This window comes from Pedobacter lithocola, assembly GCF_042650845.1.
In the GTDB taxonomy this organism is placed as follows: domain Bacteria; phylum Bacteroidota; class Bacteroidia; order Sphingobacteriales; family Sphingobacteriaceae; genus Pedobacter; species Pedobacter lithocola.
The window spans coordinates 195411-213478 of the sequence record NZ_JBHSBW010000009.1 but is presented as its reverse complement, the minus strand read 5'-3'; the positions used below and the strand labels follow the sequence as shown (position 1 = coordinate 213478).

General features: G+C 34.9%; 18 protein-coding genes and 1 pseudogene. 6 read left to right on the top strand and 13 right to left on the bottom strand.

Translation table 11 applies throughout. From position 1 onward, the window contains the following. The first annotated feature begins 1 nt into the window (after nt 1). The 4 genes and pseudogenes from ACFOWA_RS09745 (at nt 2) to ACFOWA_RS09730 (ending at nt 4055) form a co-directional block, all read left to right on the top strand. Nucleotides 2-1321 (top strand): DUF4876 domain-containing protein, encoded by a 1320-nt coding sequence (locus ACFOWA_RS09745; protein ID WP_378984588.1) that lies wholly within the window; start codon nt 2-4, stop codon nt 1319-1321. A gap of 41 nt (nt 1322-1362) precedes the next feature. Continuing rightward, entirely contained in the window at nt 1363-2319 is a 957-nt protein-coding gene (locus ACFOWA_RS09740) for a DUF6850 family outer membrane beta-barrel protein (RefSeq protein WP_378984585.1), read from the top strand. A 29-nt stretch (nt 2320-2348) separates the two neighbouring features. Further along, a pseudogene (locus ACFOWA_RS09735) lies at nt 2349-2912 on the top strand (DUF6850 family outer membrane beta-barrel protein); the annotation flags it as partial. 3 nt (nt 2913-2915) lie between these two features. Further along, the gene (locus tag ACFOWA_RS09730) at nt 2916-4055 is read left to right on the top strand and encodes a cytochrome-c peroxidase (RefSeq protein ID WP_378984582.1); all 1140 of its coding nucleotides are present in this window, start codon (nt 2916-2918) and stop codon (nt 4053-4055) included. A 49-nt stretch (nt 4056-4104) separates the two neighbouring features. Here ACFOWA_RS09730 and murI read toward each other — a convergent pair whose 3' ends face one another. The 13 genes from murI to ubiE form a co-directional block, all read right to left on the bottom strand. Continuing rightward, on the bottom strand, nt 4105-4923 hold the full coding sequence (murI, locus tag ACFOWA_RS09725; protein WP_378984684.1) for a glutamate racemase: 819 nt from the start codon (nt 4921-4923) through the stop codon (nt 4105-4107). A 206-nt stretch (nt 4924-5129) separates the two neighbouring features. Beyond that, nucleotides 5130-5708, bottom strand: a complete 579-nt coding sequence (locus ACFOWA_RS09720; RefSeq protein WP_378984580.1) for an OmpH family outer membrane protein — start codon at nt 5706-5708, stop codon at nt 5130-5132. Between the two features lie 56 nt (nt 5709-5764). Next, complete coding sequence (locus ACFOWA_RS09715; RefSeq protein WP_378984682.1) at nt 5765-6295, bottom strand: OmpH family outer membrane protein; 531 nt, start codon at nt 6293-6295, stop codon at nt 5765-5767. 164 nt (nt 6296-6459) lie between these two features. Continuing rightward, the gene (gene bamA, locus ACFOWA_RS09710; RefSeq protein WP_378984577.1) at nt 6460-9006 is read right to left on the bottom strand and encodes an outer membrane protein assembly factor BamA; all 2547 of its coding nucleotides are present in this window, start codon (nt 9004-9006) and stop codon (nt 6460-6462) included. Between the two features lie 152 nt (nt 9007-9158). After that, a complete protein-coding gene (locus ACFOWA_RS09705; RefSeq protein ID WP_378984575.1) occupies nt 9159-9899 on the bottom strand; it encodes an isoprenyl transferase in 741 nt (246 codons plus the stop codon). A gap of 19 nt (nt 9900-9918) precedes the next feature. Then, nucleotides 9919-10722 carry a type IX secretion system protein PorG gene (porG, locus tag ACFOWA_RS09700; protein WP_378984573.1) on the bottom strand — a complete coding sequence of 268 codons (804 nt, stop codon included), beginning with the start codon at nt 10720-10722 and terminating at the stop codon, nt 9919-9921. A gap of 2 nt (nt 10723-10724) precedes the next feature. Then, entirely contained in the window at nt 10725-11606 is an 882-nt protein-coding gene (locus ACFOWA_RS09695) for an NAD kinase (protein WP_378984570.1), read from the bottom strand. Nucleotides 11607-11613: 7 nt separating this feature from the next. Then, nucleotides 11614-12276, bottom strand: coding sequence for a CBS domain-containing protein (locus ACFOWA_RS09690; protein ID WP_378984568.1), 663 nt, complete (start codon nt 12274-12276; stop codon nt 11614-11616). After that, complete coding sequence (locus tag ACFOWA_RS09685) at nt 12276-13040, bottom strand: alpha/beta fold hydrolase (RefSeq protein WP_378984566.1); 765 nt, start codon at nt 13038-13040, stop codon at nt 12276-12278. Before ACFOWA_RS09685 ends, ACFOWA_RS09690 begins: the two co-directional genes overlap by 1 nt. A 346-nt stretch (nt 13041-13386) precedes the next feature. Continuing rightward, nucleotides 13387-13827 (bottom strand): GatB/YqeY domain-containing protein, encoded by a 441-nt coding sequence (locus ACFOWA_RS09680; protein WP_378984563.1) that lies wholly within the window; start codon nt 13825-13827, stop codon nt 13387-13389. 86 nt (nt 13828-13913) lie between these two features. Then, nucleotides 13914-14672 carry an SDR family NAD(P)-dependent oxidoreductase gene (locus ACFOWA_RS09675; protein ID WP_378984560.1) on the bottom strand — a complete coding sequence of 253 codons (759 nt, stop codon included), beginning with the start codon at nt 14670-14672 and terminating at the stop codon, nt 13914-13916. A gap of 79 nt (nt 14673-14751) precedes the next feature. Next, nucleotides 14752-15558, bottom strand: coding sequence for a type IX secretion/gliding motility protein PorT/SprT (gene porT, locus ACFOWA_RS09670; protein ID WP_378984558.1), 807 nt, complete (start codon nt 15556-15558; stop codon nt 14752-14754). Then, entirely contained in the window at nt 15555-16286 is a 732-nt protein-coding gene (gene ubiE, locus ACFOWA_RS09665) for a bifunctional demethylmenaquinone methyltransferase/2-methoxy-6-polyprenyl-1,4-benzoquinol methylase UbiE (protein ID WP_378984555.1), read from the bottom strand. Before ubiE ends, porT begins: the two co-directional genes overlap by 4 nt. Before the next feature lie 185 nt (nt 16287-16471). Here ubiE and yihA point away from each other — a divergent pair, with 185 nt between their 5' ends. Both yihA and ACFOWA_RS09655 read left to right on the top strand, forming a co-directional pair. Then, nucleotides 16472-17092 carry a ribosome biogenesis GTP-binding protein YihA/YsxC gene (yihA, locus tag ACFOWA_RS09660; RefSeq protein WP_378984552.1) on the top strand — a complete coding sequence of 207 codons (621 nt, stop codon included), beginning with the start codon at nt 16472-16474 and terminating at the stop codon, nt 17090-17092. 35 nt (nt 17093-17127) lie between these two features. After that, nucleotides 17128-17985: a UbiA-like polyprenyltransferase gene (locus tag ACFOWA_RS09655; RefSeq protein WP_378984550.1), complete on the top strand. Its 858-nt coding sequence runs from the start codon at nt 17128-17130 to the stop codon at nt 17983-17985. Nucleotides 17986-18068: the final 83 nt, after the last annotated feature.

Sequence of the window (18068 nt, the reverse complement as noted above, 5' to 3'; positions counted from 1 at the left end):
AATGAAAAAATTTATACTATATGTGTTTAGCCTTATGATATTTTCATCCTGCAAAAAAATAGGAACACCGGAACTAAAGCCGATAAACCTGAAAATCATTAGCACTTATGCCTCAACCGAATTGGGTAAAAAGTTAGCTTTGGGCAAGGTGTTGGTTAAAATACTTAATGTAAATACCAACGTAGAAAAGCAATTGTTAACCGATGCCAATGGACACGCTTCTTTTGAAGGGATCTCTGCTGGAGTATATGATATTAGTGCTACAATTACCATTCCTGCATCAACTTATAGCACTTTAACGGGCGAAATTGTTGACAAAGATGTAATTTTTAATGCATCTGATAAAAACAAAACGATAAGCTTAGCCAATAACGAACTTAATATTAAACTCGTTTCTGGAAACATTGGCAACTGGTTAATCAAACAAATTTACTATGCTGGCTCTAACACCACAACTGGAGCCTCTTATCGGGATCAGTTTATAGAAATTTACAACAATACTGATTCTGTTATGTATGCAGATAGCCTATATTTTGCAGAAATAATTGGTCGCCAAAGTTATACGAATACAACTTACTACACTTTACCAAATGGGCAAATGGACTGGAATAAATCCTTTAATATGCCTTCAAATATAGATGCTAATAACAATTATGTTTACCCAAGGGCACTTTTTATGTTACCGGGAAAAGGTAAAGAACATCCTGTTTTACCAGGAGCAAGCATTGTAATTGCGCAAACTGCTATTAACCACAAATCACCTTTTACCGGAACAGATGGCAAAACTATTACAGTTCGAGATCCTTCTCTAACAATTGATTTAAGTGGAGCCGATTTCGAAGCTTATTATGCTCCTTTTTTACCGAGACCATTAACATCAGATATTGATAATCCTACCGTGCCAAATATCGAAGTTTTAGCCTACAATGGTACAGATATGTTATTTGATAATCCTGGTAGAACAGCGTTTATTGTTTTTAAAGGAGATGGAAAAACTGATGTAAAAAATTATCCGCAATACAATTACCCTACAATTTCCCTTCCTTCATCAACTTCAGATAAATTTTATCAAATACCAAATAATGTGATTATTGATGCCGTTGAAATACAACCAAATACAGCATCAGCTCGTGTTCCAAAAAAACTGGGTGCTTCTTTAGATGCCGGCTATACATTTGCTCCAAACGGACAGTATAGTTCTCAATCTGTGGTTAGAAAAACCGATAGAACCGAAAATGGAAGGAGAATTTTAAAAGATACCAATAACTCAACCGAAGACTTTGATTATTTCATTCTTGCAAACCCTAAGGGATTTAAATAAAAATAAAAAGCCAATTATTGCAATACGCCTTAATTTATAAAATGAAGAAAATACTATTATTAGCAATGTTTCTATGCTATTGCTTTTTTTGTTATAGCCAAAGCAATAGCGCAGTTGCAAACCAAAGCTTAACGAGCAAAGTTTTTAACGCAGATTCTGTTTCAAAAAATGCATTTGAATTTGCAAAGCTAAGCCCATTTAACATACGTAAACTTATGCCTTTGCAATACAGCAACATTAGCATAGGGTTTAATTATGAAAAAGGGGATTTGATGGAAGCACAAAATGCAGGAAAAATCAAAAACACTTACATAAAAACCGAAGGCAGTACCAAGTTAGGTTCTGTTATGTTATTTGGACTATTTAGTTATTGCAAAACTTTTGAAGATAGCACCATGTATAATCATCAAACCAGAAATAATACAACTGCTCCATATTATTTTGGTTCGCCAATTAATGTAAGTTATGAGCGTGCAGTTTATAATCTAAGCGCATTAGCAGAAAAGAACCTTATTAATAATAACCTGCCTGTTGGTTTTGGTGCAGATTATCGAATTGGCAATCACTTTTCAACCAATGATCCTAGAGGAGCTATATCAGATTTTCAGTTTAATTTAATTGGAACATTGGGTTACACATTTTTCAATCGTTTAAAAATTGGCGCTGCATATCGCTATGGTTATGGTCAAGAGCGGTTTAGTGTAGATTATAAAAATAATAACTTCTCTCAAATAGTTTTATTGCCAGCATATAATAATCATCTGGTAAATGGTTATGGAGAGGCTTATATAAGAAATACAGAGCGAGATTATAATAATGATGAATCAAGAAACGGTTTCGATGCAAACGTTAATTTTGAAACCGGAAATTTCGGAGATCTGTATTTCACTTATTCACACATCGAAGAACATCAAAAATATCTGAGGTCGAGTCCTTCTGGACGAACTGATTTAATCAATATAATTTATATAAAAATGCGTTCAATTTATTATGGTTAAAGAATTTAAAAAGCAAAAAACTATCAGTAAATCTTAGTTATAACAATTCGGAAGGAAGAGATTTAAACTACATTTATTTGGCTAACAATTATCTTTACAATGCAGAGCAATTTGGTTTGCGAAGTATTTTAACAATACAAAAAAATGCGTCACGTTTTAATTATATGTTATCTATTAACAAAAATGGAGCACAAAGGAAAGATGGATTGACGGGTAATAATGTTAAATACAATAGATTAGAACTCGCTGGCGGATTTGGATTTAATAAGACGTTTGCTAAGGAAAAAAACTGGGGTATAGATTTAAATGGCATTTATTCATCACCTTTAAATAGCAATATCAGCATTCCTGAAATAAATGTTGGTCAGTTTACAGATAGGGTAATTTACTATGATTACATATTTAACACATCTACAAAAATTGGTGGAAACATAAGTGCCGATTATAGCTTTCCAGCATTTGAACAAATCCAAGCTGGTGTTAAAGTAGGATTAACTTATTTGGAACGCATAAAAATGCCAAATACAAACTATACTTATTTACCGGGCACAAACCGCTTTTCTTCTAACATCAGCTTAAATATATACTTTTAATAAATGAATAAAATTTTAGCCTCTCTTGCTTTAATCCTCGGCGGATTAATTTTCTTTTCCTTTCAATCAACAGAGTTTAATAATTACGAAGAATTAAGCATCGACAGCCTGCGTCAAGTTTACGCTAAACCCACAACTGAGTGGCCGAAACCAAATGTGGATAAAGGAGCGGTTTTTACAGAACTCGGTGAACTGCCTCCATCACCATTAGACCTAAAAAATGATTCGATAAAAAAAGTTGTAGAGCTAGGCAAAATATTATTTTTCGATCCACGGTTATCGGGTTCCAACCAAATTTCCTGTTCGAGTTGCCATGCGCCAGATTTACACTGGACAGACGGGCGACAAGTTTCTATCGGTCATGATCATTTAGCCAACATCCGCAATGCACCAACTTTAGAAAATGTATGGTTTTATAAAAAATTATTCTGGGATGGAAGAGCAAATAGTTTGGAAGAGCAAGGCGAAAGTCCGATTGCTGCACACAATGAAATGCACCAGGATATGAAAGTTTTAGGCAAGAAATTAAGTAAGATAAAAGGTTACAAACCTTATTTCATTGATGCATTTGGTTCGGCACAGGTTACAAATAAGAGAATTTTTGAAAGCCTGGCTACTTTTCAAAGGAGTATTGTAAGCAGAAGAACACCTTTTGATAGGTTTTTGGCAAAAGATAAGAAGGCACTTAGCGACCAGCAGTTAATGGGTTTGCATCTAATTAGAACAAAAGCCAGATGCATTAATTGCCACAACGGACCGCTATTTACGGATAATGAATTTCATAACGACGGATTAACCTACTATGGCAGAAAATATGAAGATTTAGGCTTATACAACGTAACTAAAAAACCTGAAGATGTTGGTAAATTTAAAACGCCGGGGTTAAGAAATGTAATGAAAACGGCACCTTGGTTTCATAATGGTTTATTCCCGGATATGGACGGCGTACTAAATATGTACAATGTTGGGATGCCAAATCAGCGTGTTAAACCCGAACAGGCAAATGACCCCTTACTTCCAAAAAATGATAAATTATTACGTGGTTTAAAATTAAGCAATGCAGAAAAAGATGCAGTTGTTTCTTTTCTTGATGCACTGAGCTCTCCAACTGTCTTGGTTCGCGTAGAACAACTGCCAAAATGAGTAGACGGAGGAAGTTATTCTACAAGGTCATTTAAACAGTTAAAATGAATTACATTTTGTTCGATTTTAATGCTTCACCAAAAAATATTGATGCATGTTCATCAAAGGCTTCCGGGTCGCCGCTGGTGTAAAAAGATTTAAGGTTATTTCTACCCAAATGCTTTTCGATTTCTGGATGCCTTTGTAAGTAATCCACCAGGCTTGTTGCAACAATTTCGCCTTGTGTTAAAATATTGATATCACTTGGAAATACTGTTTTAAGCTTGGGTAATAACAATGGATAATGTGTGCAAGCCAATAAAACACAATCTATTTCTGCAGATTGAGCCAATAGTGCTTCGCAATATTCTTTTACAAAGAAATCGGCACCTGGTTGTAAATGTTCATTATTCTCAATAATTGGAACCCACATTGGGCAAGCTTGTTGATGAACTTCAATATCAGGAAAAAACTTGTTTATCTCCAAAAGGTATGATTTTGAATTAATGGTTCCTCTTGTGCCCATAACACCTACTTGTTTGCTCGAAGTAAAATTTCCAATCACTTCTGCCGTTGGTCTGATAACGCCTAAAACCCTCCTATCAGGATATTTTGAAGGCAAATCCTTTTGTTGGATAGTTCTTAATGCTTTTGCCGATGCTGTGTTACAAGCCAAAATAACAAGTTTACAACCTTTGCTAAAAAGCCATTCTACACATTCTAACGTGTATCGATAAATGGTATCAAAAGAATGGTCGCCGTAGGGCGAACGGGCATTATCGCCTAAATAAATATAATCGTAGGCTGGTAGCTTTTCTGCAATAGAGCGAAATACAGTTAAACCGCCGTAACCGGAATCAAAAATACCTATTGGTGATGTTTGTTGCATTTTGGTAGAGATATTGAATTTAGAAAATCGATACGAACAGCCGTCTTCTTGAATTTGTTTCAAGACCTAAAAATAAAAAGAGTAAGCATTAAAGATGCTGAAATAAATTTAGCATGACGAATCGATAAATAAAAAAGCGGACTTAAGTTAAACTTAAATCCGCTTTCATGAAAATTATTAAAGGTTAATTCCTCAAATAATTTAACTTATTTTTTAGGAGCTGGTGCTTTTGCTGCTGTTGCAGAAATACCTAATTTAGTTTTAACTGCTGCAGTGATATCATCTCCACCTTCCCAGAAAACTAGGTTGTTACCACCTTGTCCGTTAGCGATATCAAAAACGTACGCTAAACCTTTTTCTTTAGATATAGCAGAAATAGCTGTTGCTACTTTAGCTTGAATTGGTTGAAACAATTCACCTTGTTTAGTACCTAAATCTTGTTGTGCTTTAGTTCTTGCATCAGTAATGCGTTTTTCTAAATCCTGTAATTCAGTTTCTGCTGTTTGTAATTCTTTATCAACTGTTTCTTTATTGGCTTCACTACGTGTTTTAGCTTTAGCTTGTGCAGTTGTCATTTTTGTTTGATATTCTTTAATCATAACATCAATTTCAGCTTGCTTAGATTTACTTAAGTTTTCTAAAGTAGTTTGTGCTGTTTTAGATTCTGGCAAGTTTGCAAATACATCTTCTGAATTTACATGACCAATCTTTTGCTGTGCATTTGCCATATTCGCTGTAAACAATAAGCCTGCTGCTACAACAAATACGTTAATTAACTTTCTCATTTTCTATTTAACTTTTATTTTTTTAATTGTTTTGCTTATTTCGAGGGGCGAATATACTAATTTTTTACAGCACCCGGCTTGTATCCTAATTTTACAATCACATCATTACTAACATCGTAACTGCTGCTTGCATAAATCATCATAGTAGCTTCGCTGCTTTTGTCAAAGATAAAATCAAGAAATTTTGCTTTTGCAATTTGTTTAATTACATCAGCAACTTTATCCTGGATGGGTTTAATAAGTTTTGCTCTGCTTTGAAACAGATCGCCATCAGGACCAAATTTTTGTCTCTGAAATTCTTTTGCCGCCTTTTCTTTTTCGATAATTTCATTTTCACGGCGCTTGCGCATATCATCCGTTAACAAAACTTGGTCTGCCTGGTATGCTTTATACATCCTGTCGATTTCGCTAAAATTTTGGTCAACTTGTTGTTGCCATTGTTTCGAAGCTACTTCTAACTGGTTCAATGCCGATTTATACTCAGGCATTTGCTTAAGTATGTACTCTGTATCTACGTAAGCAAACTTTTGGGCAAAAGCGCCAAAAGTTGTGCAAAGTAAAAATGCAATAAAAAGATATTTTTTCATTTGTTTTCCTTTAAGATATTCAGTCTGCATAAACCATGTGTTTTTAGTTTAAGAAGATTTTCATTTGTGTGTGTTTTATGAGTAGTTGTAATAAGTTAAGCTTTGTTTAAACTCCGGTTATCAATTTTTATTGCATAATTAAATATTTTTTTAATCATAATCAATTAAAATCCACCTAATTGTTGTGCGATACTAAAGTGGAACTGTCCTTTGTTAGCATCTGGCAAACCAGGAATCGCATCGAAACCATATCCATAGTCTATACCTAACAAACCAAATATAGGTAAGAAGATACGGGCACCAACACCAACTGACCTTCTGATATTAAATGGATTAAAATCGCTAAATCTGTTCCAGGTGTTACCACCTTCTGCAAAAGCTAAAATAAACGCTGTAGCTTGTTGACTTTTAATAACCGGATAACGAGCCTCTAAAACGTATTTAGTGTAAATTGGACTACCAGATTGTTGTGCAATTGTTGGGTTAGAGCCTACCGGGATAACTGTGTTGTTTGCATAACCACGCATGGCAATTAACTCAGAACCTTGTAAGAAATCAAATCCTTGCATACCATCACCACCAAGTTTAAACCTTTCGAATGCTGATTGACCAACCGCAGCAGTATATTGACCTAAGAAACCAAATTGTGCCTGTGCTTTAATTACAAACTGACCAGCAACTCTTTGATACCATTGAGAATCAAATTTCCATTTGTGGTACTCTGTAAATCTATATTTAGTTTTATCAGATGCAGTTGCATAATTAACACCATTAAACAATGAGTATGGAGGTGTTGCCTGAACAATAAAACGAAGGAATGAACCTGATGTAGGGAAAATTGGTGAATCCCTTGAATCGCGGCTAATTTCTTGTGATAAGTTTAAGTTGTAAGATGTACCTGTGCTAAATAAATAACCTGGATAATTCTGTAATATGTATTGCTGTAAATTAACCGAATGACTTAACTGGAAATAGTTATCTGGCCAATTTAATCTTCTACCCAAACTTACGGTTACACCATTTAAACGAATTTTATAATAATTAGGGTTGCTAGAATCGCCAATACCGCTAGATTGTAATGAAGTGAATGCACTTACACCAAAGCTAACCGGTTTCTCGCCACCAAACCACGGTTGAGAGAAAGAGAAACTATACGATTGGTAGAACTTACCATTCGTTTGACCACGTAAGCTTAATTTCTGCCCATCACCTTTTGGTAAAGGTTTGTATGCTTTTAAGTTAAATAAGTTTCTTAACGAGAAGTTATTAAAAGTTAATCCTAAAGTACCAATGATACGACCACCACCAAAACCACCTGATAATTCAATCTGATCTGAAGGTTTTTCCTCTACTGCGTATTCGATATCAACTGTTCCATCTGCAGGATTAGGGCGAGGTGTTGGAACTGTTTTTTGTTCGTCAAAATTACCTAAAGCACCAATCTCACGTACGGTACGAATTAAATCGCTTTTGTTAAATTTCTGCCCAGGTTTGGTACGAATTTCACGCAAAACAACCTTATCATTTGTAATGGTATTACCTTTTAAAGTGATTCGGTTATTTGTGTATTGTGGGCCTTCATAAATGCGCATTTCAACATCAACCGTATCGTTGTAAATTTTTGTTTGAACAGGATCGATATTAAAAGTTAAATATCCATTATCGGTGTATAAACTATTGATGTCACCACCGTTTTCACCACCACCATTAATTTTTTTATCTAATTTATCCTCACTAAAAATATCACCTTTTTCGATGGTTAAAACTTTGTTTAAAATATCTGTACTGTAAATGGCATTACCAGCCCAAGTAATTTTACCGAAGTAATATTTTTTTCCTTCGTAAATATCCATCATGATATCTACTTTTTTACGATTGTATTGAGAAATACTGTCTTTTAAAAGTTCTGCATCGCGATAGCCTTTCTCATGTAATTTGGCTATCATTTTAACTTTATTCTCTTCGTATTTTTCTTTACTGAACTTTCCAGAACCCCAAAATCTCCACCATGCAAATTGCTTAGGGCTTTTTAAGTATTTTCTAAGTTTTGCTGCTTTAAAATCTTTGTTTCCGGTAAAATCAATATGCTGAACTTTTACACGACTACCTTTATCAATATTCGCTTCTAAAACTACACTGTTTTCAGAATTTGGATCTTTACGTGTAGTGTAATTAATCTTTGTAAAGAAATATCCCTTATCTAATAAATATTTTTTTACAATGGCCGAAGTTGTATTGTATAAATTATCGTTTACTATTTTGCCAGTTTTATCATTTAGTTTTTCTTGAATAGCTGTTTTTTCTGATTTACGAACACCTTTTAAATCGATTGAACTTAAACGGGGACGTTCAACAACCTCAATTTCAAAGTAAACCGTATCCTGAACAAATTTTTCGATATTTAATTTTACATCATCAAACAAACCTTGTGCCCAGAGTGTCTTAATTGCATCGGAAGTTGCTTCACCAGGTAAAACAACTTTATCGCCCTTAGCTAGTTTAGATAGGGTGATTAATACTTCTTTATCAAGGTATTCTGTTCCTGTAATTTTTGTGCCACCAATAATAAATTCTTTTGGACTAAAATAATCGAGGTCTAAGCCACCAACCTTTAACGAAGGTGTTGCCGGTGCCTGACCTTGTGGACGAATTTGAGCAAAGGCCGGAGCGGCTAAAAGCAATAGGATTAAGACTTGAAATATTCTTTTCATTAAAATAATTTGTTCAGTAATGGCCACGAAGGTAACAATGTTTTACAAAGCAAAATTGCTTTATTTTACATACCAAAGAAGTGGTTACATTTATCGTATAAAAGTGCTGCTAAGTTAATTTAAACCCTTGTTAAAAAGTGTTAAAAGAAAAATTAGTTTAATTGTTCGCTAATTTTGCCAAAGCGGCGTTCGCGTTTTTGGTAATCAACAATGGCTTCAAAAAGATTTTCTCTTCTGAAATCGGGCCATAAAACATCGGTGAAATAAAATTCGGTGTAAGCCATTTGCCAAAGTAAATAATTACTTATTCTATGCTCGCCACTCGTTCTAATCATCAACTCCGGGTCGGGAATATTTACCGTTGTTAATTTTGATGAAAAAAGATTTTCATCAATATCATTAATATCAATTGTATCGTTTTTTACCGCAATAGCAATTTTCTTTGCTGCGTTAACAATTTCCCATTTCGAACTATAACTTAAAGCAAGTGTTAAGGTACATTTCTGGTTATGGGAGGTTTTGTCCATCGCTTCTTTTAAATCGTTTATGCATTCTTGCGGTAGAGATTCTATGTTGCCAATGGCATTTAACTTAACATTATTTTTATTAAGTGTTTCGGTTTCTTTGTTGATGGTAGAAATGAGGATTTGCATTAAAGCATCTACCTCCTCTTTCGGGCGACTCCAGTTTTCAGTTGAAAAAGCATATAGCGTAAGGTATTCGATACCAACTTCTACACATCCCTCTACAATATCTTTTACAGAAAGTACACCTTGCTCATGCCCGAAAACACGCATTTTACCCTGGCCTTTTGCCCAACGTCCATTACCATCCATTATAACGGCAATGTGCTTTGGTAGGCGGCTATAGTCTATTTGTTCTTTAAATCCCATTAATTATGTCAAAATCAGCTTAAAAGGAATAGCATTTTGAGGATACAAAGGTAAAAGATATGCCAACACTAACAAATAGATAAGTATCTCTTTTTCTAAAATCGCCTCTTTGGGTTCCGGCGAAACCAATATTACGCACTGATGGGTCTGTTAAATTGATTTGATTTGGTGGATTCCCAACAATTGCTTGATTAACTGGATAGACGCCACTAACATCATCAATATAATCAGTAAGGGGTGTTCTGTAGCCTATTTCAGTAAATATGCTCCAAGTGTCTTTATAATTGTAACGTAAACCAGCACCATAAGGTATCGTTAAAACAGTAGTTGGATATGGATTTTCTCTTTCTTCGGTTGCATACCTATCCAACCTGTAGGTAGTTCCATCATATTTAGCGGTCGGTTTAAAATTTACAAAACCAACACCGGCAAACAGGTAGGGAGTAAATCTTCGGTTGCCCCCATTTATTTGATAATCGAAAAAGTTAAAATCTAATATCGCACTACCTTCATTTAAAGCAGTTTTGAATTTTAAGTTACGGTCTACAAATTGCTGATTACTGGAATTGGCATCGTTGGCTTGAATTTGCCCATATGTATAATTTAACCGAACACCGATATAAGAATTGAAGTTTCTTTTCACAAAAAAACCACCATTAAATCCGCTGATTTGCAGTAGGTTATTTTGATTTAAATCGCCGATATAACCAGCACCACCAGCAGAAACACCAATTTCCCAGGTAGCAGGAAAGGACTGCGCTTTGCCGAACTTAGAAAATAATACGAAAAGGATGATGATTAATGTTGGTTTATGTAGCGTCATACTTAGTAGTTACGGGTATCTATGCCCCATAATAATTTATTCCTTAACGTGTTTAAATAAGTTTCATTGTTAAGACGAATAAGATTTACGCAAAAATCGGCTTTTTTGATGCTGATTTTTACCGAACGTTCTACTGTAACGGTTCTACTATCGCACGATACTAGAAATTTTGATTCTCTTGCTTCTACTTCAAAAGATAAAATGTTATCATCGGGGATTATAACCGGACGAACATTTAGGTTGTGCGGTGCGATTGGTGTAATTACAAAACTTTCAGAATCTGGATAGATAATTGGTCCGCCGCAACTTAAAGAATACGCCGTAGAACCGGTTGGTGTTGCAATAATTAATCCATCAGCCCAGTATGAGTTAATAAACTCTCCATTCATTGATGCATGAATTATCATCATTGCCGAATTATCGCGACGATGAATGGTGATGTCGTTTAGTGCAAAATTCTCTTCACCGAATAAATTGTTATCAGATTCTAATCGCAAAAGTGAACGTTCATCCAAAGTATAATCGCCATGAATTAATGCTTTTAAAGCAGATTCTATTTCGCCCTTATTAATACTTGCCAAAAACCCTAACCGCCCGAAGTTTATACCAATTACAGGAATACCCGAATTTCTGATTAACGACAATGTATCTAATAATGTACCATCGCCGCCCAAACTTAACAAAACATCGGCAGTTTGCTTTAATTCTTCGTGATTATGAAAAATAATGGTATGCGACGGAATTTTTATTTTACCATGCAGAGAATTTTTAAATTTATGATGCAGAACTGGCTGGATGCCATGACTTTTTAGATGATCAAAAACTTCTTGAACGTAGGGTAAAACCGAATCGTTAAAGTCTCTACCATAAATTGCAATTCTCATATTAAAATTAAACGTTTAGATAGTTCATGAAAGAGTCGAATCGCTCCTGAGAACCATCATCAACCTGGGTGTTATTATAAACTTCTTTAACCTGGTAGTTATAGCGTTCGAATGAGGCTACTAGCGAAGTAATTTCTGTTTTATTAACCTTTAGCGTAAGTTCTAAACGGGTAGAATCTTCAAATGAATTTACGTACGATGAAAGGATTTGTGCGTTATCGGCCTCAACAATTTGTGCAATATGCGCCAATGAATTGTCGCGGTTGCTGATTTCCAAGACAATAATTCCTCCTGGCTCACTAACGGCATACAATTCTGCTACGCTATCGATTATATTATTGATGGAAATTAAACCGGCATAATTTTTTTGTTGATCCAAAACAGGAACTGCAGTTAATTTTAAAGTACTTAATAACCTAACAACATCATAAGTATGTGCGTTATTAAATACAAAAGCATTAAGCAAAGTAGCAGAAACATCTTTAATTAAAATTTCATGATCGCGAATTTCCAATAAATCATCTTCAGCAAGCAAACCTAAAAATTGGGTATCATTAACCACAGGCATATGCTTTAGCTTAAATTCGTTCATACGATCTAAAGCCTTTTGCACCGTGTCGTCCGTTTTAATTGGCGGTATTGCATTTGATATGATTTCTTCGGCAAACATTATTTTAATAGTATCCTATCTAAAAATTTTTCTAAGTAAGCATTAAATACTTCTGGATGCTCCATCATTGGTGCATGCCCACATTTATCAACCCAGTTTAATTCTGAATTTGGTAATAACTGATGAAATTCTTCTGCTACTTCTGGTGGAGTTACTTTATCGTTTTTACCCCAAATTAAAGAAACCGGGATGGTAATTTTTGATACTTCTTTTGCCATGTTATGTCGGATAGCCGATTTTGCCATGGTTAATATTCTTATTACTCTTGATCTATCGTTAACGGTTTTAAAAACCTCATCAACAAGTTCGGGAGTTGCCGTTGCTGGATCGTAAAAAGTAAATTCTACTTTTTCTTTAATGTAATCGTAGCTTTCTCTACGCGGAAAAGAACCTCCAAAAGCATTTTCGTACAAACCTGAACTACCTGTAAGCACTAAAGCCTTAACAAACTCTTGGTGCGCAACCGTAAAAACTAAACCAACATGCCCGCCTAATGAATTGCCAATAAGCACAACCTGACCGTAATTTTTATATTTTAAAAAACGATGAACGTATCGCGATAAGGCTTTTACACCCAAAGTTAGTATAGGTAAATCGTATATTGGCAAAATTGGTACAACAACACGGTAACGATCTTTAAACTGCTCTATAACCAATTCCCAATTACTTAATTCGCCCATTAAGCCGTGTAATAGTACCAGTGTTTCGCCCTGCCCCGTTTCGATGTATTTAAATCCGTCTTCTTCTATTACCTGGTATTTCATATATTGTAAATGGTATATTGCTACTAAGTTAGTAGAGTAAAATTAATTTTTGGTATTTAAATGCCATTTTTATAAATAAAAACATAAAAATGATGGCGGATTTGGGTAATGATTGTTATTGCTCCACGTTGTCCAAGCTATTATTCTATACATCTACTTAAGTTAATCAAGGTATTTAATGCTGTATTTACTTAGGTTTAATGTTGAATATTAAGGCATTAAGAATTTTTAAGGCTGGAAGAAAAATTAGTTTTCAGCGTTGCTATCCTCCTAAGTCCTTCATCATTGCTCTTTAATCCTTGTTCTTTGTTGCTTTATCTTTGCTCCTTAACCCTTATTCCCAATCCTAGACCAATTTCTCTTTAACTACTTCAGCGATTAATTTACCATCTGCTTTACCAGCAAGTGCTTTATTCGCCATGCCCATAACCTTTCCCATATCTTTAACTGATGTTGCGCCAGTTTGTTTGATTACATCGCTAATAAGCTCTTCAACTTCTGCCCTGCTCAATTGTTGCGGTAAAAATTGATTAATAACTTCAATTTCTTCTTCCTCAACTTTGTATAAATCTTCGCGGTTTTGCTGTTTGTAAATATCAGCTGATTCGCGGCGTTGTTTAATTAATTTTTGAAGAATTTTCATTTCTGTTTCTTCATCAATTTCTTCTGATGCACCTTTTTCTGTTTTAGCTAAAAGAATAGCAGCCTTGATAGCTCTCAATCCTCGCAATTGTGCATTATTTTTTGCCAACATGGCCTTTTTAATTTCCTGGTCTATTTGTATCATGGTTATTTGGTTTGTTCGTTGTTTCGTTTGTTGGTCGTTTGGTAAGCTTTTCACCTAACAAACCAACTAACTAATAACTAAAGCAACTAATTTCTATTTATAAGCGTTGCAGTTGCCTGTGCGGTTGGCATTATCAACATATCATTAATGTTAACATGCTTTGGTCTGCTTACCGCATACCAAATTGCATCGGCAATGTCATCAGCAATTAATGGTTCTAAACCAGCATAAACATTTTTAGCTCGTTCTGCATCGCCTTTAAAACGCACTACAGAAAATTCGGTTTCTACCATACCTGGGTTAATTGCCGTTACTTTAATATTGTGCTGCAAAAGGTCTATACGCATGGCTTTACTTAATGCATCAACTGCATGTTTGGTAGCACAATATACGTTTCCGTTGGGATAAACCTCCTGACCAGCAATTGACCCAATGTTTATAATGTGACCAGATTTTTTTGGAATCATCCAATTGGATACAATTTTAGTAACATACAGCAAACCTTTAACGTTGGTATCTATCATGGTATCCCAATCATCTGTATTGCCTTTATCAATTGGGTCTAATCCCTGACTTAAACCTGCGTTATTTATTAAAACATCTACATTTTGCCATTCAGGCGAAAGTGCTTCTAAAGCCTCACTTAAACTTTCTTTCTCCCGAACATCAGCAATTACTTGTTTAATTGTTATGGCATATTTATCTTCTAAATGATGTGAAATTTTTGCTAAACGTTCAGTCCTTCTGGCTACCAACACCAAGTTGTATCCATTTTGAGCAAATATGTGAGCACAGGCTTCGCCAATACCAGAAGTTGCACCTGTAATTAAAGCAATTTTAGACATTTCGATAAATTATAAGCTAGAAAACGTTTTATACGTATTCTTTAGTAGCAGCAAAGGTAAGTTTTTTTGAATTGTTGTTCTACTCGAAAAACAAGCTGAATGTAAAATGACGCAACTTAGTTTTATCTATTGGATTTGCAAAAACGGTATTATCATGCTGTAAAACATCGCTCATTGAGTAAGAGATTTTAATCTCGGGCGACATTTTAAAATATTCAAAATACAAATCAAAACCAATTCCTGTTTCGTAGGAAAGGTAGTTCCGTTTGTTTTTCAGCAACTTATTAATTGGCGTTTCCCCTTCATCAAAAGTTTTCTTTTTAGAAGCAATATCCATCGAATACTTTGCACCACCAAGCCAGTACGCCCTGAAATTGTTTAACCTATTCGACTTTATTTTTAACCCCAATGGGATTTCGAACATGGTAGCCTGAACTTTTTTATCAATCGAGGTTTGATAAGTTGGTGGCGTAATTGATGTTCCCACATCTGGAGTGAGTTCTGGAGCTGCTTCGTACTCATAGCGAATAATTCTATCACTAAAAATGAGTGATGGGGTAGAACGAATATCAAAGTTTTCGGATATCCTTCTGTTTACAACAAAACCTAACCCAAAACCAGCCGAAGGCGGACTTGAAATTGCTTTAAGTGGTTGCGTTATCTGCCGTCCACCATCGTTTACGTACGTAAAGCTATTTCCATTGGCAGTTTCAAAAGCAGGACGACGCCAATCAGCATTTTTTAAGATTTTGTATTCTGTAGAAATGTATTGAAAGCTGAAACCAAAGTGGAAGTCTTCATCATCTACACCGCCACCCCAATTTTGAGAGAAAGCAGTAGTTGTTATGGTAACTAGGGAGATGATGAGGCTTAACTTTTTTATCATTTAGAACCGGTGTATATCGAACTAATTCCAAACGTTAAAGTTTTTTGTTTGGTATTTTGGAAACCAACTTTTTCCATTAATGCGGTAAAATCGTGTCCATCAGGAAAAGCAGCAACAGATTCTGGCAGATAAGAATAAGCTCTTGCATCTTTAGAAAACAACTTTCCAAAAAATGGAGTAATCTGTTTAAAATAAAAATTATACAACTGCTTAACCGGAAAAACTCTTGGCTTAGAAAATTCTAAAACGACCAATTTACCACCTGGTTTTAAAACCCTAAACATGTCACTTAAGCCTTGCTCTAAATGTTCGAAATTACGAACTCCATAGGCAACAGTTATAGCATCAAAAGTATCATTTGCAAAATTTAATCCTTCCGAATCGCCCAATTGGACAGAAAATGTTTCAGTTAAACTGCGACTTTTAATTTTCTTCTTGGCAACTTCGAGCATACCTTCAGAAATATCTACACCAACAACCTTTTCAGGATTTAGCTTTTTTATCGCTTCGAAAGCAAAATCACCCGTCCCGGTTGCTACATCGAGCATAATACGTGGCTGAAGAGAAACCAATTCCTTTATTGCCTTTTTACGCCATAAAACATCAATCCCTAAAGAGAGAAAATGATTTAAAAAATCGTAAGTGCCGGAAATGTTATTAAACATTGTCGCAACCTGCTCCTTTTTGGTTGTATCGTCAATTTTATATGGGGTAATGTTCTGATTCATGATATAAGGCAAAGATAAAGAAAAAGTCGGGAGTGTTTAGTTGGCAGTCCGATGAGTTTGTTGCAAATCCTCACCCTAAAGTAAAAATCTAAGTTTGATGTAATTTTCGTGTAGATATATAGATGTGCTTATACACTATTGACTTCGGTCTTCGGACTTCCGACTCAAAAACCTACCTTTGTATTATGATTATCAAAACCGCAACATTTGTTTGCAGCAATACCCAGATTTCGGCTTTACCCGCACCAACTATGCCAGAATACGCATTTATTGGTCGCTCTAACGTTGGTAAATCTTCGTTAATAAATATGTTGGTTAACCACCATGGTTTGGCAAAAACATCCCAACGGCCTGGTAAAACGCAATTAATAAATCACTTTTTAATTAACGAATCGTGGTATATTGTAGATTTACCCGGATATGGTTATGCAAAAGTTTCTAAAACAAGCAGAGAAAAATGGGAAAAATTTATTCGTGCTTACATCACCAAAAGAGAAAGTTTGCAGTGCGTTTTTGTTTTAATAGATAGCCGTTTAACTCCGCAGCAAATCGATATAGAGTTTTGTTACTGGCTTGGAGAAATCCAGATTCCTTTTGCTTTACTTTTTACCAAAGCTGATAAACAAGGCATGAACGAATCACTTAAAAACGTTGCGGCTTTCAAGAAAAAACTTGCTGATTTTTTTGAAGAAATTCCTACAACCATAGTAACCTCTGCCGAAAAATATACAGGTAAAGAAGAGGTTTTAGATTTTATTTACGAAGTGAATAAGGATTTTGTAAAGCCGATTATCAGCAAATCTTAACAGTCTGTAGATGATTAATTTTCGTACATATTAATATGAAAAAATACTTTTCACTCGTATTATTCGCACACTCTATTTTTGCTTTGCCTTTCGCTATGATTGGTTTTTTTCTGGGTGTAACCACAACAGAAAGCCCTTTTAGATGGGAAAAATTAATTTTGGTTTTACTCTGCATGGTTTTCGCCAGAAATTCGGCAATGGCTTTTAACCGATATTTAGATAGAAATATAGATGCAAAAAATCCTCGCACAAAAATGCGTGATATTCCGGCTGGAAAAGTTTCTGCAAATGAAGCATTGATTTTCGTCATCGCGAATTGTGTTTTCTTTATTGCATCTACTTTTTTCATCAATAGCCTTTGCTTTTACTTATCGCCAATTGCACTATTTGTTGTATTATTTTACAGTTACACTAAAAGATTTACAGCGCTTTGCCACTTGGTTTTAGGCTTGGGTTTGTCGCTCGCTCCTATCGGCGCATATATTGCAGTAACGGGGCATTTTGCATTGGTACCTGTCCTTTATTCTTTCGCGGTATTGTTTTGGGTTAGTGGCTTTGATATTATTTATGCACTGCAAGATGAAGATTTCGACCGTGAAGAAAATTTACATTCCATTCCATCAGCTTTGGGTATTAAAAATGCTTTAAATGTATCGGTGATTTTGCACATTCTTTCTGCTGCTTGCGTTATTATACCTGTATTTTTCACCGAATTTAGCTGGGTTTATTATGTTGGAATCGTGTTTTTCTGTTCAATGCTGATTTACCAACACCTACTTGTAAAACCAAATGATATTAGCAAAGTAAACAGGGCATTTCAAACTTTAAATGGGTACGCTTCTGTTGTATTTGCCGTTTGCTTTTTAATTGATGCTTACATCAGAAATAAATGATAGAATGAGTGAGTTTTGAATGAGAGGATGTTGACATTATGTTTTAAAATATTCACTCAATCATTCATTATCTAATTCAATAA